Origin of the sequence: Variovorax sp. 679 (genome assembly GCF_003952185.1) — a bacterium.
Classification (GTDB): domain Bacteria; phylum Pseudomonadota; class Gammaproteobacteria; order Burkholderiales; family Burkholderiaceae_C; genus Variovorax.
On the sequence record NZ_RXFS01000001.1, the window covers coordinates 738,362 to 761,041 of the forward strand.

Sequence of the window (22,680 nt, forward strand, 5' to 3'; positions counted from 1 at the left end):
GTCCGGCACTCCACCCGTGGAACCCCGGCAAACAAATTGCTTCCAAGCTGTGTATATTGGACTGACAGCCGCCGACAAGGACAACCACTCATGATGGGCCAGAAATTGAAGATCACAGGCTGGGTCGCCGCCGGCGCCGTTGCAGGCGTCCTGACCACCGTCTCGCTGCAGACAGTCGCGCGCGGCTCGCTCGCGCCGCTGCCACTCGAGGAACTGCAGCAACTCGCCGCCGTCTTCGGCATGGTCAAGAGCGACTACGTCGAGCCGGTCGACGAGAAGAAGCTCATCTCCGACGCCATTTCGGGCATGGTTGCCGGGCTCGATCCGCATTCCCAGTACTTCGACAAGAAGTCCTTCAAGGAATTCAGGGAAGGCACCACCGGCCGCTTCGTCGGCGTGGGCATCGAGATTTCCCAGGAAGACGGCCTGATCAAGGTCGTCTCGCCCATCGAGGGCTCCCCGGCATTCCGCGCCGGCCTGAAGCCCAATGACCTGATCACCAAGATCGACGACACCGCCGTGCGCGGCCTGTCGCTGAACGAGGCGGTCAAGCGCATGCGCGGCGAAGCCAACACCAAGGTGCTGCTGACCATCTTCCGCAAGGACGAGAGCCGCACCTTCCCCGTGACGATCACGCGCGAGGAAATCCGCACGCAATCGGTCCGCGGCAAGATGATGGAGCCGGGCTACGGCTGGATCCGCCTGTCCCAGTTCCAGGAACGCACCGTCGACGACTTCGTCAAGAAGATCGACGAGCTGTACAAGGAAGACCCGAACCTCAAGGGCCTGGTGCTCGACCTGCGCAACGACCCGGGCGGCCTGCTCGACGCGGCGGTGGCGGTGTCGTCTGCCTTCCTGCCCGAGAACGTCACGGTGGTCACCACCGACGGCCAGCTGGCCGAAAGCAAGTCGGTCTACAAGGCGGCGCCGGAGTTCTACCAGCGCCGTTCGGGCAGCGACCCGCTGCGCAGCCTGCCGGCCGCGCTCAAGACCGTGCCGCTGGTGGTGCTGGTGAACGAAGGCTCGGCCTCGGCCAGCGAAATCGTCGCCGGCGCGCTGCAGGACCACAAGCGCGCCACCATCATGGGCAGCCAGACCTTCGGCAAGGGCTCGGTGCAGACGGTGCGCCCGCTCGGCCCCGATACGGGCCTGAAGATCACCACCGCGCGCTACTACACGCCAAGCGGCACCTCGATCCAGGCCAAGGGCATCGTGCCCAACGTGCTGGTCGACGAGAGCGCCGAGGGCAGCCCCTTCGCCGCCCTGCGCATGCGCGAGGCCGACCTCGAGAAGCACCTGGCCAGCGGCCAGGGTCCCGAAGTCAAGGATCCGGAACGCGAAAAGGCACGCGACGAAGCCCGCAAGCGCCTCGAGGAAGAAGCCAAGAAGCCGCCGCAGGACCGCAAGGTGCCCGAGTTCGGCACCGACAAGGACTTCCCGCTCGTTCAGGCGCTCAACCGCCTGAAGGGTCAGCCGGTGCTTGTCAGCAAGACGCAGGTCATCGTCGACAACAAGGAAGAGAAGAAGGAAAACTGAGCCCGGTGGCGCATGGAAGATAGCGAGCTGCTGCGCTATTCGCGCCACATCCTTCTCGAAGAGTTCGGCATCGACGGCCAAGCCCGCGTCAGTGCCGGACGGGTTCTCGTCATAGGCGCCGGCGGGCTGGGCTCGCCGGTGGCCCTGTACCTCGCGGCAGCGGGCGTCGGCCGCATCACGCTGGTCGACGACGACGAAGTCGACCTCACCAACCTCCAGCGCCAGGTCGCCCACACCCACGGGCGCGTCGGCCTGCCCAAGGTCGAATCCGCCGCGCAGGCCATGCGCGACATCAACCCCGACATCGCCATCGAAACCCACGCGCTGCGCGCCGACGAGGCGCTGCTGTCGCGCCTGGTCGCGCAGGCCGACGTCGTGGTCGATTGCTGCGACAACTTCGCCACCCGGCAGGCCGTCAACCGCGCCTGCGTCGCCCATGCGAAGCCGCTGGTGGCGGGCGCGGCGATCCGCTTCGACGGCCAGCTGAGCGTCTACGACACCCGCGACGACGCCTCGCCCTGCTACGCCTGCCTGTTCCCGCCCGATGCGGACTTCGAGGAAACGCGCTGCGCGGTGCTGGGCGTGTTCGGTCCCGTGGTGGGCACCATCGGCACGCTGCAGGCCAGCGAGGCGCTGAAGCTGCTGGCCGGCATCGGCCCGTCGCTGGCAGGCAGGCTGCTGATGTTCGACGGACGCAGCACCTCCTTCGACACGCTGCGGGTCGCACGCGACCCGCACTGCAGCGTCTGCGCGCAGCGCGCGGCTCCTGCCTCGGCCCTCTAGGAAGGCTGGGAAGGCTGCTTCGCGGCTTTTGCACGGGCGGCGCCGCTGGCCGCAGCTCCCGCAGTGGGCTTGTTGGCCTGTGCCAGCACGCCCTTGCAGTTTGAATCCTCCCCCGGACCGGTCTCGATGGTCGCCGCCAGCGCCAGCAGCGGATTGATGGCGCCCAGCGCCAGCGCGGCCAGCCCGCGCCCGGCAAGGGGCGCGATCTCGAGGCCGCCCTTCGGATCGGCGAAAGTGCCGCTCACCACGAGCGGCGTGCGGATCGACAGGATGCTCTTGCTCTTGGGCTCCGGACGGACCACGAAGTCCAGCCCCTCGGTCGCCAGGTTGGCCTGGCCGGTGGCAATGAAGACGGCGTTGGTGGTGTCCACCACCAGCGTGCGCCCCGTCATCAGCCCCTTGTTCACGTCGAAGGCCAGCGCCGCGCAGCGCAGTTCGACGTTGCGGTCGCCGCGCAGCATGAACTTGATGATGTCGCCGCCCACCAGCGTGGCGAACACCGGAATCAGGTTGCCGAACTGGCCGCGCCCCGAAATGACCGCCACGTCGCCCGACACGCCCCCGAGCCAGTTGGCCACGGTGCTGCCCGAGCCCGAGAGATTGATGCGCCCGTCCAGCCGCCCCACGCTGTTGCCCGTGGTTTCGAGCTTCGGGAACAGGCGGGCCAGCTGCATTCCCCGCGCGTCGAGCGAGGCGCGGATGTCCGCCGGTTTCTTCGAGCCGTCGATGCGGATCGCGCCGCCCAGCCTGCCGCCGGCAACGCCCAGCTCGAGCGGGTCGAGCGTGAGCACGCCCTCGGCCAGCTTCACCTGGACGCTGCCGCGTTCGAGCGGCACCTCGCGCACGTTGCGGATGCGGTCCGCCGTGTATTTCACGTCGGCGTTCATGGCGCGCAGGCGCTCGAAGTCGAGCGGCACGGCAGGCAGCACCTTGCCGCCGGGGCGCTTGACCTGGGCGACAGTGGGCGGCGGCGCCACGCCCTCCACGGTGGCGGCGGTGCGCGCCGTGGGCGGCAGGCCGATGAGCGGGCCCAGGTCGTCCATGTCCATCACGCGCGAGCGCAGGTCGCCCGCCAGGTGCGGCAGCTTGCCGGCCTGGTCGAAGCGCATGTCGCCGGCGATGTCGGACAGGCCCAGCCTGCCCTTGAGGCCGGTGGCCTCCCACAGCTTGCCGCGCTTGTCCAGCTTGCCGCTCACGATGTAGGGCGAGGTCTGCGGCAGCGCGATGCCCAGCAGCGGGAACAGGGCGCCCAGCGTCTGGCCCTTGATCTCGAACTTCGCGTCGATGCCGTCGAGCCCCGCCAGCCGCGCCACGGTGCCGGTCGCCTTCAGCTGGGTCTGGCCGGCGGCCGCGCTGATCTCCAGCGGAAAGGGCGACGCGCCGGTGGCGCCGATCTGCAGCACGTTGCCGGTGCGCCCGCTGGCTGTCAGCGGCTGCCCCTTGTAGCGGCCCTTGATGCGGTAGCTCAGCGGCATCTCGCCGCGGCTGCTGTCGTAGCTCAGGTCGGCGTGCAGATCGACGCCCAGGTGCTTGGCGAGGAAATCGACCGCGCCGGTGTCGACCTGCACGAGGCCGATGGTGGGCACGGTGCCGCCCTCGGAGGTGTCCTTGCCGAGCGCCCAGGTGCGGCGGCCGTCGGCTTCCATCTGCAGCCCCACCGAGGGCGAGAAGAGCGCGAGCCGCGGGATGTCGACCTTGCCGGAGACCAGCGGCCAGATGCGGATGTCGAACTCGGCACGGTCCGCCTTGACCAGGTAGGGGTCGCGCGCCCACGAGGGGTTGGCGAACTCGAGGCCGTCGAAGCTGACGGTGGCCTGCCGCCACCCGAGCCCCACGTCGAGCCGCCTCGTGATCTCGAACTTGCGCCCGGTCTTCTCGCTGACGTAGCGGTTGACGGGCTCGCGCAGCACGTCCCACGGGAAGAAGGCGAGCCCGACGGCCAATGCGACGAACAGCAGCACGACGCCGGCCAGCAGCTTCTGCCAGAGCGGCCGGCGGCGCGGGATGTCGTTCGTCGTCTCGTTCTTTTCCATGGGTTCCTTGTAACTCCGGTAATGGGCTTGCCCCGGTCGGCGGCGGGCCGCAGAAACCGTGAGGCATTGCCTACGAAACGCTTCGCAGGCGGCTTGGCGGATGCATGCGTCGGAACCCGCCTACAACAGCCACACGCCGAAGCTTGCATGATGCGCAACGGAAACGCCTCACAGTTCGTCTACAGGCATTTCCTGCCAACGGGCGCGCTGCGAATGCGCCTGCCCAACCTCGGAGGAAGAGCGGTTCGGCATGGACTCCAGATTGCAGACCTATGTTGTCGAAGACAACCTCACGATCCGTGAAAACCTCATTGGCACGCTGGAAGAACTCACCTGCTCCACCGTCGTCGGCTTCGCCGAAACCGAAAGCGGTGCACGCGCATGGCTGCTCGGCCACGACGGCGAGTGGGATCTCGTCATCGTCGATCTCTTCCTCAAGCAGGGCAGCGGCCTGGGCGTGCTCCAGGCCTGCCAGGCCCGCAAGCCGGTGCAGAAGGTGGTGGTGCTCAGCAACTACGCCACGCCCGACATCCGGAGGCGCTGCGCGGAGTTCGGAGTCGACGCGGTATTCGACAAGTCGAACGAGATCGACGCGCTGGTCGAGTTCTGCCTGGTCCAGGCACGCGACCGGGCCTCGCGCTCCGCGCCCGGTGCGGGCTGAGCCAAAAGAAGGAGGGGCCGCATCGGGCCCCTTCCCCGCCAGCCGGCCGGCTTCAGTCGATCAGCTTGTTCTTCAGCGCGTAGTACGTGAGGTCGCTGTTGGAGGAGAGATTCATCTTCTCCATCAGGCGCGTGCGGTAGGTGCTCACGGTCTTCACGGAAAGCGACAGCGTCTTGGCGATGTCGCCGGCGGTCTCGCCCTTGGCGAGCTTCAGGAACACCTGGAACTCGCGCTCCGAGAGCTGCTCGTGCGGCGCGGCGTCGTCCTTGCGGTCGAGCTGGCGGGCCAGCAGTTCGGCCACAGCGGGCGTGATGTAGCGGCGGCCCAGCGAGATGGTGCGGATGGCGTTGACGATCTCGATGGGATCGCATTCCTTGTTGAGGTAGCCGCTCGCGCCCTGGCGGATCAGGTTCATCGCGTAGTGCTCTTCGGGGTAGCCGCTCAGGATCAGGATGCCCACGTCCGGCGCCTTGGCGCGGATCATGGCGAGCGCATCGATACCGCTTTGCCCGGGCATCGAAAGGTCCATGACCAGCACATCCAGCTCCGTGGTGCGCACCAGTTCGATGGCTTCGCGGCCGCTGGCTGCCTCGCCCGCCACGCGCAGGTCCACGTGCTCGGAGAAGAACTGCCGGAGGCCCGATCGCACGATGGCGTGGTCGTCCACAATTCCGATTTTGATCATCTGTTACTTTCGTCGATGTGTTGCGTACGCGGGCGTCGCAACCTGCCTGGTCCCTGATTGTTATCAATTATTCACGAACTTGCGTCCAAGCAACCCTGAAAGTGTCATGCACTGGTTAGCCCCTCCAAGAATGGCCGTGAGCCTGCTGCTTGCGGCCCTGGCCGCGCTGGCCCTCGTCGGCATCAACGAGGCCGGCTACCGGCAGTCCACCCGCGCCCTTGCCGACATCGACGAGGCGCAGCAGGTGCGGGGCACGCTCAACCAGATACTGCAGAACATGCTGGATGCCGAAACCGGCCAGAGGGGCTACCTGCTGACCGGCGAGGCGAGCTATAGAAAACCCTACGACGACGCGGTCAAGCATGTCGACGGCCACCTCGCCACGCTGCGCCGGTTGTATGCCGGCCGCCCGACCGAGCTCACCCAGCTGGCCGAACTGTCGAAGCACGTGCTGCGCAAGGTCGCCGAAATGGACATGAGCGTGCGCCTGCGCCAGGACGGCAAGGACGACGCCTGGAAGTTCGTCATCACGACCGACGTGGGCCAGGAAGAGATGGAGGCCATCCGCGCGACGGCGGGCGAGCTGGTGAAGATCAGCAACAGCACCCTGAGCCTGAGCCAGGCGCAGGTGCTGCGCTCGCTGCAGCTGGCGCGCGTCGGCACCGCCGTCGTGGCGCTGGCCGCGCTGCTCGCCTTCTTCCTCTACCTGCGCCAGACGCACGCGCTGCGCTCCATCGGCGAGCGCCAGCAGGAGGCGCTGCAACGCGAGCGCAACGCGCTGGAAGACGAGGTGCGCGAGCGCACCGCCTCGCTGGCCGAACTGGCCACCCACCTGCAGGACGTGCGCGAGACCGAGCGCGGCTTTCTCGCGCGCGAGCTGCACGACGAGCTGGGTTCGCTGCTCACCGCCGCCAAGCTCGACGTGGCACGGCTCAAGTCGCGCCTGGCCGACACACCCGACGCGATCCAGCGGCTGCAGCACCTGACCGAGCTGCTCAACAGCGGCATCGCGCTCAAGCGCCGGATCATCGAAGACCTCAGGCCGTCGTCGCTGGCCAACCTGGGGCTGGTCGCGTCGCTGGAGATCCTGGGACGCGAGTTCGGGGAGCGCTCGGGCCTTCGGGTGGAAATGGTGCTGGAGCCGGTGAGCATGGACGAATCGCGCCAGCTCACCATCTACCGCATGGTGCAGGAAAGCCTCACCAACATCGGCAAGTACGCCGAGGCCAGCGAAGCCACCATCGTGCTGAAGAACTACGAGAACCACGTGGTGGTGGAAGTCGCGGACAACGGCAAGGGCTTCGACACGCAGCGCATGCGGCCGTCGACCCACGGCCTCGCGGGCATGCGGCACCGGGTGGAGGCGGCGCGCGGCAGGCTCACGGTCTCGTCGGCGCCGGGCAAGGGCACGCGGCTGAGCGCCATGCTCCCGGTCGTCAAGCCTGCTGCGGCCTGATTCCCCTGCGAAGGCGGCACTTCCGCACACACCGCCGCCGGGCGACTCGGCCATCTCCTACGCACCCCAACCCCGGCCGCTGACAGGTCTGGCGCCGGCCCCCGCTTAAGGTTGCTCCTGTGCCATCCGGCTGTTGCCCTTCGGGGTTGCCGGATGCGCCGTTCCGATGTTCTTCAAGACAGCGAGGCAAGCCTCGAAGGAGTTCCACATGCTGCATTACGCCGTGGTGTTTCTGGTCATCGCCCTGATCGCGGCCCTGTTCGGGTTCGGCGGCATCGCCGCCAGCGCGGTAGGCATCGCCAAGATCCTTTTCGTGATCTTCGTGATCCTCGCGATCGCGAGCTTCCTTGCCGGCTTGCTACGACGCAAGTAGCGTCGTTACGATCAACAGGCTTGCGCATTTCATTTTTCCGGAAAGGACCTTCACATGAACACGACGACCAAGACCCCCTCGCAACTCGCCGAAGACGCGCGCCAGACCGCCCGCGAAGCGGTCGAGACGACCCGCGCCTATGCACAGAACGCGGTGAATGCGGCGGGCGAAAAGGTCCGCGACCTGCAGCGCGATTCCGAACCGGCCGTCGAGCAACTGGCAGCCCGCGTGCAGCAAGCCGTTCAGCGCGGCCTGGACGCCGCGTCCACCACCGGGGCGCGCGCGCAGCGCCGCATCGAGCAGGCCGCCGACGTCACCGGCCGCTACATCTCCGACCAGCCGGTGCGCTCGGTGCTGCTGGCCGCGGCCGCCGGTGCCGCCATCACGGCGCTCATCGTGCTGGCAAGCCGCCGCAGCCGGGACGACTACTGATCCCGGGGCCGTCGCCGATCGATCCCGGCACCATGCTCCATCCGATTTTCGCCACGGTACTCGGGCATCCGGAACTCGTCGCCGAACACCTCGCCAACTACGCCGCCCTCGTCCGCCAGGAATCCGCTCAGGCGGGGCGCGGCCTTGTCGCCCGCCTCGTCGCGGCCCTGCTGGCGGTGGCCAGCGCCACGCTGGCCCTCGGGCTGATCGGCGTTGCCGTGCTGCTGGGCGTGATGCAAGGCAGCTTTCACTGGGTGCTGGTGGCCGTGCCAGCCGTCGCAGTGGTGATTGCGCTCATCTTCGCCTGGTACGCGGCCCGTCCCGCTCCGGGCTACGCCTTCGACGACCTGCGCTCGCAGCTCGATGCCGACCTGCAGGCCCTGCGCGAGGCCGGAGCGCACCATGGCCGCTGAACGCCGTCCTTCACCGCTCACCCCGCAGCAGCGGCTGGCGCTCTCGCGCCGCGCACTGGTGCGGCAGTTGAACGATGACGCGGGCGCGCCGGCCGAAGGCGACGGGCAGAACGATCTGGAATACGCGTACGGCAGCGAAGCCTCGCAAGCCGCCGCGACGCCGGATGACCCGCGCCATGGCCACTCACCAAGGAAAAGACGACGCGACGAGAACATGTGGCTCGCGGTGGGCCGCAGCGTGGTGGAGCGCTGGTGGCGCAGGCATCCCGCGCATGCGGTCGGCCAGCTGGCGCGCCCGGTGCTCGAACACTACGCGCACAAGGAACCGGCCAAGCTGATGGCGGCCGCCGCAGCCACCGGCGCGGTGCTTGTGCTTGTGAAGCCCTGGCGCCTGCTGTCCGCCACGGCGGTGGTGGCGGCGGTGCTGAAGACATCCGACGTGGCGGACCTCATCAACACGCTGATGCGAAGGCCTCCTCCGCCTCCATGAAAAGACCCCCATGAAAAAGCCCGGCTCGAGCCGGGCTTTTTCATGGGCGAAGCGAAGCTCCGGGCCGATCAGGGTCAGCCCTTCACTTCGAGCTGGTTGTCCACCGAGGTCACGCCCTGCACGCCCTTGGCGATCTCCTCGGCGCGCGCCTTGGCGGCGGCCGTGGGCGCCGGGCCCTTCAGGCTCACCGCGCCGCCCTTGGTGTCGACGTCGATCTTGATCGCACTCAGGTCCGGGTCCTTGGCCAGGCCCGCCGCCACGGAAGCCGTGATGGCTGCGTCGCTCACCGTCGCGCTCACGGCGGCGCCGGCGTCCTTGGCGGCTTCCTTGACATCGGAAACAGTGCTGGACGACTCGAGCTTCGCCTTGGCGTCCTTGACGGCTTCACCCGTCTTTGCCGCCGCAGTGTCGGCGGCCTGTTCGGTCTTCGCCACCGCGCTGTCGAGCTTTTCTCCGGCGCTGCGGTTGTCGGCCTTGTCGCAGGCGGCCAGCGTCAATGCCGCGCCGGCCACGAGCACGGCGAGCCACGCGCGCGAATGCCGCGAGGGCGGCTGGGCGATGTGTCGATTCGCTCTGTTCATGTAAATCCTCCTGTCGCTCACGGAAATGAAAAGGGCAAGCCGGAACGGGCCACGGGAGCGCCCCATGGCCTCGTCAGCTCACAACTTGTCGGCGCCCGACTTGATCGCGTCCTTGGCCTTTTCCTTGAGGTCGCCGTAGGTCTTCTGCACCTTGCCCGCGGCCTGGTCTGCAAGGCCCTCGCCTTCGAGCTTCTCGTTGCCGACGACCTTGCCGGCGACTTCCTTCAGCTTGCCCTTGGCTTCCTCGACGCGGCCTGCCACTTGGTCCTTGTTCATGTCGCTTCCTTCCTGGGGGAGTGATGAGATGCGTGGGCCGGAATGACCCACTGCCCTCAATCTAGGCGCCGGTCAGCGGGGGCGAATGCCGACGGAATCCCGAAGCGGTGTAGGACAACGAGGCTCAGGCGCTGACGATCCATCCTTCAAGCGGATCGAGGTTTTCCGGCAAGCCATGGCCGGGCCCCGGGCTGCCGGCGCGCTGCTGGCCCCAGGCGGCCTGCAGCAGGCACAGCACCGCGTCGATGTCGTCCCCTCGGGCATCGGCCACCAGTTCCGCCCGCTGCGACTTGGCGAGGACGAGCCTCAACCCGAGGCGGGGCGATCCGGCTTCGAGCGCGGCCAGCAGGTCGGCGCGCGCGGCGCGGCGCTCGGGGGTCTGCTTCTGCAGGTCGTCGCTCTTGTAGCTGCGCCGGCCGATCAACTCGCGCGCCAGCAGGCCCGGATAGGCCTCCAGCGCGACGCGATCGGCACTGCGGCCGGCATGCAGGCCCGGAATACGCGCGCCGGCCGCCAGCAGGCGCGGCACGCCGGCATGGAGCATGTAGGCCACCGGCGGGTTGACCCACTTCATCGAGGGGCTGGAGCCCGCGGGCCCGTCGGTGGCACGGTGCGCGAACTTGCCACCGGCCGGGCGCGCCGCACAGAAGGCGGCGAAGGTCTCGCGGATTTCCGCGCGGCCCAGGCTGGCGTAGTGGGCGATCAACGGCTCCCATTGCCGCGGCCATCGCAGGTGCTCGACGAGTTCGCGCGGCAGGCTGAATGGAAAGTCGAAGCCGCCGGTCCAGGCCGGCGTGGCGCGCAGCCAATCGCCCCAGTCGTCGAGCGTCGAAAAGCGCTGCAGGCTGCCCAGCACTAAGCGGTCGGTGCCGGCCAATTCGCCAGCGGCAATCACGATCGGCTTGCGTGCCGTCGGCGCACTGGAGAAGTCGCAGCCGAACAACAGCACGGCCTCAGCCCATCGCGAGCGCCACCACGCCGGCGGCGATGAACATCGCTCCAAGCAGCCTCAGCAGCCGGTCACCTTCGCGCAGCAGGTGGCCGCCGATCAGCGCGGCGAACAGCATCGACACCTCGCGCGCCGGAGCTACATGGGAGATGGGTGCCTGCTGCACCGCGTAGAGCACCAGCACGTACGACACGGGGCTGATCGCCGCCACAAGCAGCGCGTACTTCCACTGGTCGCGCCACATGCGCACGGTGGTCGCGCGGTCCTGCAGCGCGGCGGGCAGCAGCAGGACGATCCGCACGAGGTTGCCCATGTAGTCGAGCAGGATCGGCGACATCGCGAGGAACTTGACCGCGTAGCTGTCGGCCACCGTGTAGGCCGCGATGAAGGCGCCGGTCAGCACGCCGTAGCGCATGCCCTTGTGCACGCGCGCGCGCTGCGCGGGGTCGTGCGCCTTCTGCCACAGGCGCGGACCGCCGGCGATCAGGAACACGCCGGCCACCACGCCCACGATGCCGGCCACGCCCACGAGGCTGATCTTCTCGCCGAGGAACAGTACCGCCACCAGCGACGACAGCAGCGGCCCGGAGCCGCGCGCCAGCGGATAGACCACCGTCAGGTCCGACTTGCGGTAGCCGCGCAGCAGCACGATGAAGTAGACGACATGCAGTGCGCCGCTGAGCACGACGAAGCCCCACTCGGCCCGGCCCCAGCCCGGCACCACGTTCCAGCCCAGCACGATGCCCAGCGGGGCCCAGATGACCATGTTGAACACGCTCGCCTGGAAGCTGAAGCGCGCGTCGCCGTTCGCCTTCTTGGCGGCGATGTTCCAGCTGGCGTGGATGATCCCGGCGAGCAGGATCAGTGCGAATGCGGAGAGCGGCACCCCGCGGTCAGTGGCGGCCGACGATGGCAGCCGTGGCCATCAGTTCCTCGAGCAGCGCCAGCGAGACCTTGCCCGACACCGCGTACGGATTGAGCTCGGGCTTCTCGGAATACTTCAGCAGCGTCGAGGCGTTGAGCTTCGACAGGTTGACCTGCCCCATCGTCCAGCCGCCGAAGCGGCGCTCGGAAATCTCTTCGTAGTGCAGCAGCACCACGTCCTTGTGGCGCGCATCGCGCTGGATATGGCCGTAGAGTTCGCTGACCGCCATGCGGCCGCCCTCGATGGCCTGCAAGAAGGTGCCGGCGCCGTAGCAGAGGATGCCGGTGATGCCGCAGGTCGTGTTGTGCGTGCGCGATTGCGCGAGGATCGCCTCGACGGCCTCGGGGCTGGTGTCGACGGCGCGGCTGGCGTAGAGGAGTCGGACCAGCATGGCTCAGCCCTTTCTTGGCAGCAGGGACAGGAATTCGCGGCGCAGGCTCGGGTCTTTCAGGAACACGCCGCGCATCACGGAATTGATCATCTTGCTGTCCATTTCCTTCACGCCGCGCCAGGCCATGCAGAAGTGCTCGGCCTCCATGACGAGGGCAAGGCCGTCGGGCTGCGTCTTTTCCTGGATCAGGTCGGCCAGCTGCACCACGGCTTCTTCCTGGATCTGCGGACGGCCCATGACCCACTCGGCCAGGCGCGCGTACTTCGACAGGCCGATCACGTTGGTGTGCTCGTTGGGCATCACGCCGATCCAGAGCTTGCCGATGATCGGGCAGAAGTGGTGCGAACAGGCGCTGCGCACGGTGATCGGGCCGACGATCATCAGCTCGTTCAGGTGCTCGGCGTTGGGAAACTCGGTGAGCGAAGGCGGCGCCACGTAGCGGCCCTTGAACACCTCGTTGAGATACATCTTGGCGACGCGGCGCGCGGTGTTGTCGGTGTTGTGGTCGTTCTCGACGTCGATGACCAGGCTTTCGAGCACGCCCTTCATCTTGACCTCGACCTCGTCGAGCAAGGTCTCCAGCTCGCCGGGCTGGATGAACTCGGCGATGTTGTCGTTGGCGTTGAAGCGCTTGCGCGCGGCGGTGATGCGCTCGCGGATCTTCACGGAGACGGGCGTGCCCTCGTCATCGTCGTTTCGATCGGGGCGCGGGTCGACGTCGGTTTTCCTCAACATCCGTGCATGGTATCAGTGAACGCTTTTTCAGCACCTCCAGAGGGGAAACACCGCGGAACCGGCTTTGCCGGGCCGCAGGTGTTGCCCCCGGTAGGGGGTGGGCGAAGCGACACGCAGTGCGCGAAGCCTGGGGGCGAGCTCAGATCAGCGTGAAATCGGCCACCAGCGGTAGATGGTCGGACATGCGGGCCCAGATCGGACCGCGCGGCACCACGCAGGCCTGCGGCGCCAGCCCGCGTCCGTAGACGAAATCGAGCTGAGTCACCGGCAGGCGCGAGGGATACGTGAGCGTGCGCGGACCGCGCAGGTCGCTGGTGTCGCGCAGGCCCATGGCGTTCATGGCGTAGCGCATGCGCGCGCCCCAGTCGTTGAAGTCGCCCGCCACCACCACGGCCTCGCCGGGCGGCACCTCGCGGTCGATGAACTCGCGCAGCCGTGCGATCTGCCGCACCCGGCTGCCCTTGATGAGCCCCAGGTGCACCACGATGGCGTGCACCCGCCGGCCCTCCACGTCGATCATCACGTGCAGCAGCCCGCGCTGCTCGAAACGGTGGTCGGAAATGTCCTGGTGGTTGGTGCCCAGCACCGGCCAGCGCGTGAGCAGCGCATTGCCGTGCTCGCCGTGGCGTGTGACGGCATTGGTCTCGTAGACGGCGGTGTAGCCCTCGGGCGCGAGGAAGTCGGCCTGCGGCAGCTCGGGCCAGCGCGCGAAACGGGCGGCCGCCTGCCGGTTCATCTTGCGCACTTCCTGCAGGCAGACGATGTCGGCATCGAGTTGCTCGATGGCGTGGCCGAGGTTGTGGATCTCGAGCCGCCGCGCGGGTCCGATGCCCTGCACACCCTTGTGGATGTTGTAGGTCGCGACGCGGAGGTTCTGCACCGCTGCTGCTGCTGCCGGCTGGTTCATCGCGCAAATTCTGGCAGCAACAGAATGGCTTCGGCATTCGATGGGGAAAAGCAGGCGTCGGCGGCTTCGCGGTACGGCAGCCAGCGCCAGTCGGTGTGCTCGCGCGGGTCGAGCGTGGGCACGATGCGCTCAGGCACGCGCAGGCCGAACAGGTGCTCGGTGTTGTGCGTGACACCGGACGCGTAGCGGGCGCGCCAGCGCGGGTAGATCTCGTAGACGTTGCGCAGTTGCCAGTCGACAAGCTGCAAGGCCAGCGCCGTGCCTTCACCGCAATGAATGCCGGTTTCCTCGGCCACCTCGCGCGCGGCGGTGAGCGCGAGCGGCTCGTCGGCGGAATCCTTGCTGCCGGTGACCGATTGCCAGAAGTCGGATTCGGCGTCCGCGCGCCGGATCAGCAGCACATCGAGCGCCGGCGTGTGGATCACGACCAGCACCGACTCCGGGATCTTCCAGGGCCGAGAGTCGGTCGTCATCGGAGGCGCTCAGGCTTCTTCGCGGAACACCGAGGAACCGGCTTTGCCGGGCCTCAGGTGTTGCCCCCGGTAGGGGGTTGGCGAAGCGACACGAAGTGCGCGCAGCCTGGGGGCGAGCATCATGCTTGCGCGTTGCGCAGCTTGATGTGCAGTTCGCGCAATTGCTTCTCGTCGACCGGGCTCGGGGCCTGCGTCAGCAGGTCTTGCGCGCGCTGGGTCTTGGGGAAGGCGATCACGTCGCGGATCGACTCGGCACCGGTCATCAGCATGACGAGGCGGTCCAGGCCGATGGCGATGCCGCCGTGCGGCGGCGCGCCGTACTGCAGCGCGTCCAGCAGGAAGCCGAACTTGAGCTGCGCATCTTCCGCGCTGATCTTCAGCGCGCGGAACACCTTGCTCTGCACCTCCTCGCGGTGGATACGCACCGAGCCGCCACCCATCTCGATGCCGTTGAGCACCATGTCGTAGGCCTTGGCGATGCACTTTTCGGGCGCGGTGTCCATGAGGTCTTCATGGCCGTCCTTCGGCGCGGTGAACGGGTGGTGCACGGCGCTCCAGCGCTGACCTTCCTCGTCGAACTCGAACATCGGGAAGTCGACCACCCACAGCGGTGCCCAGCGGTCGTCGAACAGGCCGCTCTTCTTGCCGAAGGCGCTGTGGCCGATCTTCACGCGCAGCGCGCCGATGGCGTCGTTGACGACCTTTTCCTTGTCAGCGCCGAAGAACAGGATGTCGCCGTTGCGGGCTCCCGTGCGGGCGATGATCTCGGCCAGCGCGTTGTCGTCGAGGTTCTTCACGATCGGGCTCTGCAGGCCTTCGCGGCCGGCTTGCGCGTCGTTGACCTTGATGTAGGCCAGTCCCTTGGCGCCGTAGATCTTGACGAATTCCTGGTACGCGTCGATCTCGCCGCGCGACAGGCCGCCCTCGGCACCGCCGCCGGGCACGCGCAGTGCGACGACGCGGCCGCCGGTCATGGTGGCGGCATTCGAGAACACCTTGAATTCGACGCGCTTCATCAGCTCGGTGAGTTCGGTGAATTCGAGCTTCACGCGCAGGTCGGGCTTGTCCGAGCCGTACTTGAACATCGCGTCGGCGTACGTCATGGTCGGGAACACCGGCAGGTCGATGCCAGCGGCGTTGCGGAACACGTTGCGGATCATGCCTTCGAACATCTCGCGGATTTCCTCTTCGGCGAGGAACGAGGTCTCGATGTCGATCTGCGTGAATTCGGGCTGGCGGTCGGCGCGCAGGTCTTCGTCGCGGAAGCACTTCACGATCTGGTAGTAGCGGTCGTAGCCGGCCACCATCAGCAGCTGCTTGAAGAGCTGCGGCGACTGCGGCAGCGCGAAGAAGCTGCCGTCGTGCACGCGGCTGGGCACGAGGTAGTCGCGCGCGCCTTCGGGCGTGGACTTGCCCAGCATCGGCGTCTCGATGTCGATGAATCCGTTGGCGTCGAGGAACTTGCGCGTTTCCATCGTCACCTTGTAGCGCAGCAGCATGTTGCGCTGCATGGCCGGGCGGCGCAGGTCGAGCACGCGGTGCGTGAGGCGGGTGGTTTCCGACAGGTTGTCGTCGTCCAGCAGGAACGGGGGCGTGACCGAGGGGTTCAGCACCTTCAGTTCATGGCACAGCACTTCGATCTTGCCGCTCTTGAGCTGGTCGTTGGTGGTGCCTTCGGGACGTGCGCGCACGAGGCCCGTGATCTGCACGCAGAACTCGTTGCGCAGGTTCTCGGCCACGGCGAAGGTGGAGGCGCGGTCGGGGTCGCACACCACCTGCACGTAGCCTTCGCGGTCACGCACGTCGATGAAGATCACGCCGCCGTGGTCGCGGCGACGGTTGACCCAGCCGCAAAGGGTGACGGTCTGGCCCAGCAGGGCTTCGGTCACGAGACCGCAATAGTGAGTACGCATGGCCATAGGAATCCATTCCGGCGCCTCGAGGGCGCGTTCGTTCTTTTATGAGTTGGAAGACTTCACCGCCACCGTGGTGGGGCCGCCTGGAACGACCACCCCCATCGAGACGATGTACTTGAGCGCTTCGTCCACGCTCATCTTCAGTTCGATGCAGTCGCTGCGCTTGAGCATCACGAAGTAGCCGCCCGTGGGATTGGGCGTGGTCGGCACGTAGACGCTGAGGAATTCCCCCTCGCCGAGGTGTTCAGCGACTTCGTTGCCGGGCGCGCCCGTCACGAAGGCGATGGTCCATACGCCTTCGCGCGGCCATTGCACCAGCACCGCCGTGCGGAAGGCATTGCCGTTCTCGGAGAACAGCGTGTCCGACACCTGCTTGACGCTGGAGTAGATCGAGCGCACCACCGGGATGCGGCGCACCACGGCATCGCCCCAGCCGAGCAGGCGCTTGCCAACGAAGTTGCTGGCCGTTGCGCCCACCGCCAGCAGGATGGCCAGCGTGAGCAGCACGCCCAGGCCGCGCACCTTGTGGTCGCTGAGCCAGGTCTGCCACTGCTCGGGCAGCAGCCACAGCGTCTGGTCGAGCGTGCCGATGATCCAGTTCAGCACGCCGAGCGTGATGACCAGCGGCACGATGACCAGCAGGCCGGACAGCAACCATTTGCGCAGGGCGAGCATGGCGGTCAGGAGTGTTTCAGTCGCCGCTGGCCGCGGCCGGCGCGGGAGCCGGTGCGGCGGGCGCCGGAGCGGGGCTCGGCGCGGCGGTCGTGGTGGAAGAGGAAGACTCGGCGGAAGCGGGTGCCGTGGCCGGCTCGGACTTCTTGCCGCCGCCGTCGCGGAAATCGGTCACGTACCAGCCCGAGCCCTTGAGCTGGAAGCCGGCCGCCGTGACCTGTTTTTCGAACGCACTCGCGCCGCACGCCGGACACACCGTGAGCGGCGCATCGGACATCTTCTGCAAAGCGTCCTTGGCGAAGCCGCAGGCGCTGCACTTGTAGGCGTAGATGGGCATGGGGAAATGGGGTCTAAAAGCGGCGCAACGGCCGCTCGCAAAGCCCTCGATTATAGGGGCGCCCCCGCCAAAGGACGCCCGGCCCGGCCGCCGAGCCCGGGCTTCAGGCCGGTTCGGTGGCCAGCGGCCGGTGCGGCGTGTGAGTGTTCGCCAACCATTGCGGCAGCAGCGAGCCGACCACCATGCCGGCGAAAGAGCACAGCACGCCCGCCAGCTGGGCCGGAAATACGGCGCCCCAGGATGAAACCTTCAGGAACAGCAGCCACACGCCAATGCCCAGGACGATCGAGGCGACGGCCCCCTGGGTGGTGGCGCGGCGCCAGTACAGCCCGCACACCAGCGGCACGAAGGCCCCCACCAGCGGCACCTGGTAGGCACTCGACACCTGTTCGTAGATCGACGTGCCCTGCATGCGGATCGCATAGGCCAGCACGGCCGCACTGAAGAGCAGCACCGTGATGCGCATCGTCATCAGGTTCTGGCGGTCGGTGCCGGCCGGCCGGAACTGGCGCCAGATGTTCTCGGTAAAGGTGACGCTGGGGGCCAGCAGCGTGGCCGAGGCGGTCGACTTGATGGCCGACAGCAGCGCACCGAAGAACAGCACCTGCATCACGAACGGCATCTTCTCGAGCACCAGCGTGGGCAGCACCTTCTGCGGATCTTCCTTCAGCAGCGCGGCCGTCTGCTCCGGCATGATCAGCAGCGCGCTGGCCACCAGGAACATGGGAACGAAAGCGAACAGGATGTATGCGACGCCGCCGATCACCGGGCCGCGCCGGGCCGCCTTGACACTGTTGGCCGACATCACGCGCTGGAACACGTCCTGCTGGGGAATGGAGCCCAGCATCATCGTGATGGCGGCCGCAAAGAAGAACACCATGTCGTGCAGGTTCGGCTCGGGCCAGAACTTGAAGAGGTCCTTGCTGACCGCGAAGGCCACCACCTTGTCGGCGCCGCCGGCCATGTTGCCCGCGAACATCGCGATCACGGCCAAGCCGGCCACCAGGATGATCATCTGGATGAAGTCGGTGACGGCCACCGACCACATGCCGCCGAACAGCGTGTACGCCAGGATCGAGACCACCCCGATCACCATGCCCATCGGGATGCTGACGAAGCCGCCCGACAGCAGGTTGAACACCAGCCCCAGCGCCGTGACCTGCGCCGACACCCAGCCCAGGTAGCTCAGCATGATGATGAGCGAGCAGGCCACCTCGACGCCGCGGCCGTAGCGCTCGCGGTAGTAGTCGCTGATGGTCAGCAAGGTCATGCGGTAGAGCTTGCCGGCGAAGAACAGGCCCACCAGGATCAGGCAGGTACCCGCGCCGAACGGGTCTTCGATCACGCCGTTGAGCCCGCCCTCGATGAACTTGGCCGGGATGCCGAGCACCGTTTCGGAGCCGAACCAGGTCGCGAAGGTGGTCGTGACGATCATGAAGAGCGGCAGGTGCCGCCCGGCGATGGCGAAGTCCGTGGTGTTCTTCACCCTCTTGGCGGCATAGAGGCCGATCGCGATGGTGACCAGCAGATAGACGATGACCAGCGTCAACAACACGGCGGAGACTCCTCTAGAAAAAGCGCACGCGCATCAGGAATTGCATGACGAGCAATCCCAATACAAAACCTATGCCACTACTGACGATGATCTGCAGCAACCGATTGGTGCGCTTCTGCTGAGCCAGCAGTTCGAGCAGTTCGCGGCGGTTGTCGACCGGGCGATTTTCCAGGAAATCGTGCAGCAATCGAGGCAATTGGGGTAGCAATTTGGCGTACCGCGGCGCCTCGGCCTTGAGCTGCTGGAACAGCTTCTTGGGGCCGATCTGGTCGACCATCCACTTCTCGAGGAAGGGCTTGGCCGTGGCCCAGAGGTCGAGTTCGGGGTCGATGTTGCGGCCCAGCCCCTCGATGTTGAGCAGCGTCTTCTGCAGCAGCACCAGCTGCGGCTGGATCTCGACGTGGAAGCGGCGCGAGGTCTGGAACAGCCGCATCAGCACCATGCCCAGCGAGATTTCCTTCAGCGGCCGGTCGAAGTACGGCTCGCAGACGGTGCGGATGGCCGCCTCCAGCTCGTCGATGCGGGTGCCCACCGGCACCCAGCCGCTTTCGAGGTGCAGCTCGGCCACGCGCTTGTAGTCGCGCCGGAAGAAGGCCACGAAGTTCTGCGCGAGGTATTCCTTGTCCGACTCGGTCAGCGTGCCGATGATCCCGAAGTCCAGCGAGATGTAGCGCCCGAAGGTCTCGGGCTCCAGGCTCACCTGGATGTTGCCGGGGTGCATGTCGGCGTGGAAGAAGCCGTCGCGGAACACCTGCGTGAAGAAGATCGTGACGCCGTCACGCGCCAGCTTGGGAATGTCGACGCCGGCGGCGCGCAGGCGGTCCATCTGCGCAATGGGCACGCCCTTCATGCGCTCCATCACGATGACCTCTGGGTAGCAGAAGTCCCAGAACATCTCGGGGATCAGCACCAGGTCGAGTTCGGCCATGTTGCGGCGCAGCTGGGCCGCATTGGCGGCCTCGCGCACCAGGTCGAGCTCGTCGTGCAGGTACTTGTCGAACTCGGCGACCACCTCGCGCGGCTTCAGGCGCTTGCCGTCTGCCGAGAGGTTCTCGAGCCAGCCGGCCATCATGGCCATCAGCGCCAGGTCTTTCTCGATCACGCCGCGCATGTTGGGGCGCAGCACCTTGACCGCCACCTCGCGCTCCTCGCCCTGGTTGGTGCGGATGGTCGCGAAGTGCACCTGCGCGATCGACGCGCTGGCGATGGGCGTCTCGTCGAACTGCACGAACACGTCGCTCACGGGGCGGCGGAACGCACGCTCGATGGTGGCGATGGCCACGGACGAGGGAAACGGCGGCACCCGGTCCTGCAGGAAGGCCAGCTCGTCGGCGATGTCAGGCGGCAGCAGGTCGCGCCGGGTCGACAGCACCTGGCCGAACTTCACGAAGATCGGGCCCAGGCGTTCGAGCGCCTCGCGCAGCCGCTGGCCGCGCGGCGCGTCGAGATTGCGTCCGAAGGAAACGATGCGCGTGACCACGCGCAGCCAGGGCTTCTGGAAGCTCGAGAGCACGAGCTCGTCGAGGCCGTAGCGCAGTGCGACCCAGACGATGAACAGGCCGCGGTAGAAGCGCCTCATTCGGCCGTGCCCGCCGAACCGGCCTTGGCCGTGCGGTCGCCGACGAACTGCCGCAACGCGCCCACCACGCGTCGCACGCCATTGCCCAGCGTGTGCGCGGGCACGTCACCTATCACGCGGGCAAGGTCGTCCTCGACGTCCCAGCGCACATGGTCGACCAGCCAGTTGACCTCGGCCGCCAACTGCACGTCGCCGATGATCTGCACGGCAGGCTTGTCGCCGCGCAGCGCGGCACGGGCGAGATCGAAGGGGGAGTCATCGGTGACGGTGAGCGTCAGCTCGGGCACCGAGCCGGCGGGCGCCAGGTCGAGCAGGCCGGCTGGCGTGGCCACCAGCTCCATGGTCACGAAGCGCCACTGGAAGCGCACCACCCGCCCCTGCTGGCGCAACAGCCGCTGCTGGGCTTCGGGCTCCTGCTGGAGCACATGATTCAGGAACAGGACCACGCGGTTCTGTATCTCGTGGACCGCCCAGTCCGGGGGCTGCAGGCGCTCGCCAATGGTGTTGAAGAGCTCGCCTAGAAAAGAAAATGGGGACGATGGTGTGGCCATGTCCCCATTATCCCGTCACTGTAGCGCCCCGCGACTCACAGACCACATGCCCTTTTTCAGAAACACCGCAGAACCGGCTTTGCCGGGCTGCTGGTGTTGCCCCCGGTAGGGGGTGGGAGAAGCGACACGAAGTGCGCGAAGCCTGGGGGCGAGCCTTTGTTTACTGCAGGGCCTGCACGCCCGCCACCAGCCAGCCGCTGTTGCCGCTGACAGGCTTGGTCATGTTCCACACTTCGCGGAACGGGCCCGGGCCCGCCGAGGCGTCTTCGCGGATCATGCCGGAGAACTCCACGCTGGCCATGTACGCATCGGGCAGCTCTTCGATGCCGAGCAGCTTGGCGTCGAGCATCACGACTTCGGTCTTGTTCGAGGCACCGCCGGTGTGGCTGGCGCGGTCGGCCAGCTGCGAGCGGATTTCGTCGACCATGCCGTCGGTCATCATCGAACGCAGCGTCGACACGTCGGCGCGGTCCCATGCGTCCTGCAGCGTCACGAAGTTGCGCTTGGCGGCACCGAGGAAGCCGTCGACGTCGAAGCCCGCGGGGATGCCCCACGACTGCGAACCGCCGAGTGCCGAACCGATCATGCTGCCGCCTGCCGCGGCGCCCGCTGCCGAGAGGCTGCTGCCGTGCGGCGTGGCGTCGAAGGCAGCGGTGTTGCGCTCCCACGGACGTGCCGATGCATCGTTGCCCACGTTGTTCGGGCTGTACTGCGCCGGAGCGCTTGCGTTGCTCGGGCTTGCGCCCGCGCCCTGGAAGGCGAAACCGCCCTGGCGGTTGGCGACGGGTTGCGAGCGCGACTTGATCATGCGCCACACCACCACGCCAGCCAGCACGAGCAGTCCGATCAGCAGGATGTTGGCGAAGCCGGCGCCGAGGCCCAGCGAGCTAGCGAGCCATGCAAGGCCCAGGCCGGCGGCGAGGCCACCGAGCATCGCGCCCCACGGACGCTTCGGTGCAGCGGCTGCCGGTGCCGGCGTCGCGGGCTTGGCCGCTGCGGCGTTGGTCGCGCTCTGCTGCGCGGGTGCCGACGGTGCTGCCGACTCGCGCTGCGTCACGTTGGACGACTGGCGCCCCACCGACTTGCCGCCACCCATGCGGGCAGCCTCGGCCTGAACACTGACCAGCACCAATGCGGCCGCCAAAAACAAAGAACCCAAACTCTTCATATCGTCGTCTCCTCTCGAGCGAAAGATCCGCTTTATCAACACTTGATTCCAACATGGAGGGCAGCGATTCCCCCAGTCATGTTGTGATAGTCCACATGTCCGAAACCGCCCTCTTTCATGAGGGTCTTGAGCTCCTCTTGCGAGGGATGCATCCGGATCGATTCGGCGAGATAGCGATAGCTCGCGTCATCGCCGGCCACGAGCTTGCCCAGTCGGGGCAGCACGTTGAAGGAGTACCAGTCGTAGGCCTTGGCGAGCGGCTTCGCGACCTTCGAGAACTCGAGCACAAGCAGCTTGCCGCGCGGCTTGAGCACGCGGTTCATCTCCTTGAGCGCAGCGTCCTTGTGCGTCATGTTGCGCAGGCCGAAGGCCACAGTGACCACGTCGAAGTGGTTGTCGGGAAAGGGCAGTTTCTCGGCGTCGCAGACCATGGTGGGCAGCACCACGCCGGCGTCGAGCAGGCGGTCGCGGCCGGTGCGCAGCATGGCCTCGTTGATGTCGGTGTGGACCACCTGTCCGCTCGCGCCGACCTTCTTCGCGAAGGCCAGTGCGAGGTCGCCGGTGCCGCCCGCGATGTCGAGCACGCGCGAACCTTCGCCCACGTTCGCGACCATCACGGTGTACGCCTTCCAGGCGCGGTGCAGGCCGGCCGACATCAGGTCGTTCATGATGTCGTAGCGCGATGCGACCGAATCGAAGACGCCGCGCACGCGGCTGGCCTTCTCGCTTTCGTCGACTGTCTCGAAGCCGAAGTGTGTGGTACTCATGCAACCGATGTTAGGCCGGAAGCCTTCACATCAAGC

The 22,680-nt window shown here is 67.2% G+C and carries 26 protein-coding genes; 8 read left to right on the forward strand and 18 right to left on the reverse strand.

What is annotated here, in order from left to right; all coding sequences use genetic code 11:
- Positions 1-93 precede the first annotated feature (93 nt).
- Positions 94-1,536 (forward strand): S41 family peptidase, encoded by a 1,443-nt coding sequence (locus tag EJO71_RS03480; RefSeq protein ID WP_125947399.1) that lies wholly within the window; start codon positions 94-96, stop codon positions 1,534-1,536.
- Between the two features lie 12 nt (positions 1,537-1,548).
- Positions 1,549-2,319 (forward strand): molybdopterin-synthase adenylyltransferase MoeB, encoded by a 771-nt coding sequence (gene moeB / locus EJO71_RS03485; RefSeq protein ID WP_125946787.1) that lies wholly within the window; start codon positions 1,549-1,551, stop codon positions 2,317-2,319.
- Here moeB and EJO71_RS03490 read toward each other — a convergent pair.
- The gene (locus EJO71_RS03490; RefSeq protein WP_125946786.1) at positions 2,316-4,352 is read right to left on the reverse strand and encodes an AsmA family protein; all 2,037 of its coding nucleotides are present in this window, start codon (positions 4,350-4,352) and stop codon (positions 2,316-2,318) included. The two genes, moeB and EJO71_RS03490, sit on opposite strands and share 4 nt — an antisense overlap.
- 250 nt (positions 4,353-4,602) lie before the next feature.
- Between EJO71_RS03490 and EJO71_RS03495 the strand changes: the two genes are divergently transcribed.
- Positions 4,603-5,013, forward strand: coding sequence for a response regulator (locus EJO71_RS03495; protein WP_125946785.1), 411 nt, complete (start codon positions 4,603-4,605; stop codon positions 5,011-5,013).
- A 52-nt stretch (positions 5,014-5,065) separates the two neighbouring features.
- Here EJO71_RS03495 and EJO71_RS03500 read toward each other — a convergent pair whose 3' ends face one another.
- Positions 5,066-5,698: a response regulator transcription factor gene (locus EJO71_RS03500; protein WP_007837167.1), complete on the reverse strand. Its 633-nt coding sequence runs from the start codon at positions 5,696-5,698 to the stop codon at positions 5,066-5,068.
- Between the two features lie 130 nt (positions 5,699-5,828).
- Between EJO71_RS03500 and EJO71_RS03505 the strand changes: the two genes are divergently transcribed.
- The 5 genes from EJO71_RS03505 to EJO71_RS03525 all read left to right on the forward strand — a co-directional run bounded on the left by EJO71_RS03505 (position 5,829) and on the right by EJO71_RS03525 (position 8,862).
- Positions 5,829-7,154 carry a CHASE3 domain-containing protein gene (locus tag EJO71_RS03505; RefSeq protein WP_125946784.1) on the forward strand — a complete coding sequence of 442 codons (1,326 nt, stop codon included), beginning with the start codon at positions 5,829-5,831 and terminating at the stop codon, positions 7,152-7,154.
- Positions 7,155-7,362: 208 nt separating this feature from the next.
- Positions 7,363-7,527 carry a DUF1328 domain-containing protein gene (locus EJO71_RS03510; protein ID WP_093198217.1) on the forward strand — a complete coding sequence of 55 codons (165 nt, stop codon included), beginning with the start codon at positions 7,363-7,365 and terminating at the stop codon, positions 7,525-7,527.
- Between the two features lie 54 nt (positions 7,528-7,581).
- The gene (locus tag EJO71_RS03515) at positions 7,582-7,959 is read left to right on the forward strand and encodes a hypothetical protein (protein WP_125946783.1); all 378 of its coding nucleotides are present in this window, start codon (positions 7,582-7,584) and stop codon (positions 7,957-7,959) included.
- A gap of 32 nt (positions 7,960-7,991) precedes the next feature.
- Complete coding sequence (locus EJO71_RS03520; RefSeq protein ID WP_125946782.1) at positions 7,992-8,372, forward strand: hypothetical protein; 381 nt, start codon at positions 7,992-7,994, stop codon at positions 8,370-8,372.
- Positions 8,362-8,862 carry a hypothetical protein gene (locus EJO71_RS03525; protein ID WP_125946781.1) on the forward strand — a complete coding sequence of 167 codons (501 nt, stop codon included), beginning with the start codon at positions 8,362-8,364 and terminating at the stop codon, positions 8,860-8,862. Before EJO71_RS03520 ends, EJO71_RS03525 begins: the two co-directional genes overlap by 11 nt.
- A gap of 74 nt (positions 8,863-8,936) precedes the next feature.
- Here EJO71_RS03525 and EJO71_RS03530 read toward each other — a convergent pair whose 3' ends face one another.
- The 16 genes from EJO71_RS03530 to ubiE form a co-directional block, all read right to left on the reverse strand.
- Positions 8,937-9,443 carry a BON domain-containing protein gene (locus EJO71_RS03530; protein ID WP_125946780.1) on the reverse strand — a complete coding sequence of 169 codons (507 nt, stop codon included), beginning with the start codon at positions 9,441-9,443 and terminating at the stop codon, positions 8,937-8,939.
- Positions 9,444-9,521: 78 nt separating this feature from the next.
- On the reverse strand, positions 9,522-9,719 hold the full coding sequence (locus EJO71_RS03535; protein WP_125946779.1) for a CsbD family protein: 198 nt from the start codon (positions 9,717-9,719) through the stop codon (positions 9,522-9,524).
- Positions 9,720-9,843: 124 nt separating this feature from the next.
- The gene (locus tag EJO71_RS03540) at positions 9,844-10,668 is read right to left on the reverse strand and encodes a DUF429 domain-containing protein (RefSeq protein WP_125946778.1); all 825 of its coding nucleotides are present in this window, start codon (positions 10,666-10,668) and stop codon (positions 9,844-9,846) included.
- Between the two features lie 4 nt (positions 10,669-10,672).
- Positions 10,673-11,554: a DMT family transporter gene (locus tag EJO71_RS03545; protein WP_125946777.1), complete on the reverse strand. Its 882-nt coding sequence runs from the start codon at positions 11,552-11,554 to the stop codon at positions 10,673-10,675.
- Between the two features lie 7 nt (positions 11,555-11,561).
- On the reverse strand, positions 11,562-11,984 hold the full coding sequence (locus EJO71_RS03550; protein ID WP_125946776.1) for a BLUF domain-containing protein: 423 nt from the start codon (positions 11,982-11,984) through the stop codon (positions 11,562-11,564).
- 3 nt (positions 11,985-11,987) lie between these two features.
- Positions 11,988-12,719, reverse strand: a complete 732-nt coding sequence (gene folE / locus EJO71_RS03555) for a GTP cyclohydrolase I (RefSeq protein WP_125946775.1) — start codon at positions 12,717-12,719, stop codon at positions 11,988-11,990.
- Between the two features lie 139 nt (positions 12,720-12,858).
- A complete protein-coding gene (locus tag EJO71_RS03560) occupies positions 12,859-13,626 on the reverse strand; it encodes an endonuclease/exonuclease/phosphatase family protein (RefSeq protein ID WP_125946774.1) in 768 nt (255 codons plus the stop codon).
- Positions 13,623-14,099, reverse strand: coding sequence for a dihydroneopterin triphosphate diphosphatase (nudB, locus tag EJO71_RS03565; RefSeq protein WP_125946773.1), 477 nt, complete (start codon positions 14,097-14,099; stop codon positions 13,623-13,625). The genes EJO71_RS03560 and nudB overlap by 4 nt, the downstream gene beginning before the upstream one ends.
- 119 nt (positions 14,100-14,218) lie before the next feature.
- Positions 14,219-16,018 carry an aspartate--tRNA ligase gene (aspS, locus tag EJO71_RS03570; protein ID WP_125946772.1) on the reverse strand — a complete coding sequence of 600 codons (1,800 nt, stop codon included), beginning with the start codon at positions 16,016-16,018 and terminating at the stop codon, positions 14,219-14,221.
- A gap of 39 nt (positions 16,019-16,057) precedes the next feature.
- On the reverse strand, positions 16,058-16,690 hold the full coding sequence (locus EJO71_RS03575; protein WP_125946771.1) for a DUF502 domain-containing protein: 633 nt from the start codon (positions 16,688-16,690) through the stop codon (positions 16,058-16,060).
- Positions 16,691-16,706: 16 nt separating this feature from the next.
- On the reverse strand, positions 16,707-17,024 hold the full coding sequence (locus EJO71_RS03580) for an FmdB family zinc ribbon protein (RefSeq protein ID WP_125946770.1): 318 nt from the start codon (positions 17,022-17,024) through the stop codon (positions 16,707-16,709).
- Between the two features lie 103 nt (positions 17,025-17,127).
- Complete coding sequence (locus tag EJO71_RS03585; RefSeq protein WP_125946769.1) at positions 17,128-18,579, reverse strand: sodium:solute symporter family protein; 1,452 nt, start codon at positions 18,577-18,579, stop codon at positions 17,128-17,130.
- A gap of 13 nt (positions 18,580-18,592) precedes the next feature.
- Entirely contained in the window at positions 18,593-20,158 is a 1,566-nt protein-coding gene (gene ubiB, locus EJO71_RS03590; protein WP_125946768.1) for a ubiquinone biosynthesis regulatory protein kinase UbiB, read from the reverse strand.
- Entirely contained in the window at positions 20,155-20,709 is a 555-nt protein-coding gene (locus tag EJO71_RS03595; protein WP_125946767.1) for a hypothetical protein, read from the reverse strand. Before EJO71_RS03595 ends, ubiB begins: the two co-directional genes overlap by 4 nt.
- Before the next feature lie 160 nt (positions 20,710-20,869).
- Complete coding sequence (locus EJO71_RS03600; RefSeq protein WP_125946766.1) at positions 20,870-21,877, reverse strand: TIM44-like domain-containing protein; 1,008 nt, start codon at positions 21,875-21,877, stop codon at positions 20,870-20,872.
- A 35-nt stretch (positions 21,878-21,912) separates the two neighbouring features.
- Positions 21,913-22,644 carry a bifunctional demethylmenaquinone methyltransferase/2-methoxy-6-polyprenyl-1,4-benzoquinol methylase UbiE gene (gene ubiE / locus EJO71_RS03605; RefSeq protein ID WP_093198268.1) on the reverse strand — a complete coding sequence of 244 codons (732 nt, stop codon included), beginning with the start codon at positions 22,642-22,644 and terminating at the stop codon, positions 21,913-21,915.
- Positions 22,645-22,680: the final 36 nt, after the last annotated feature.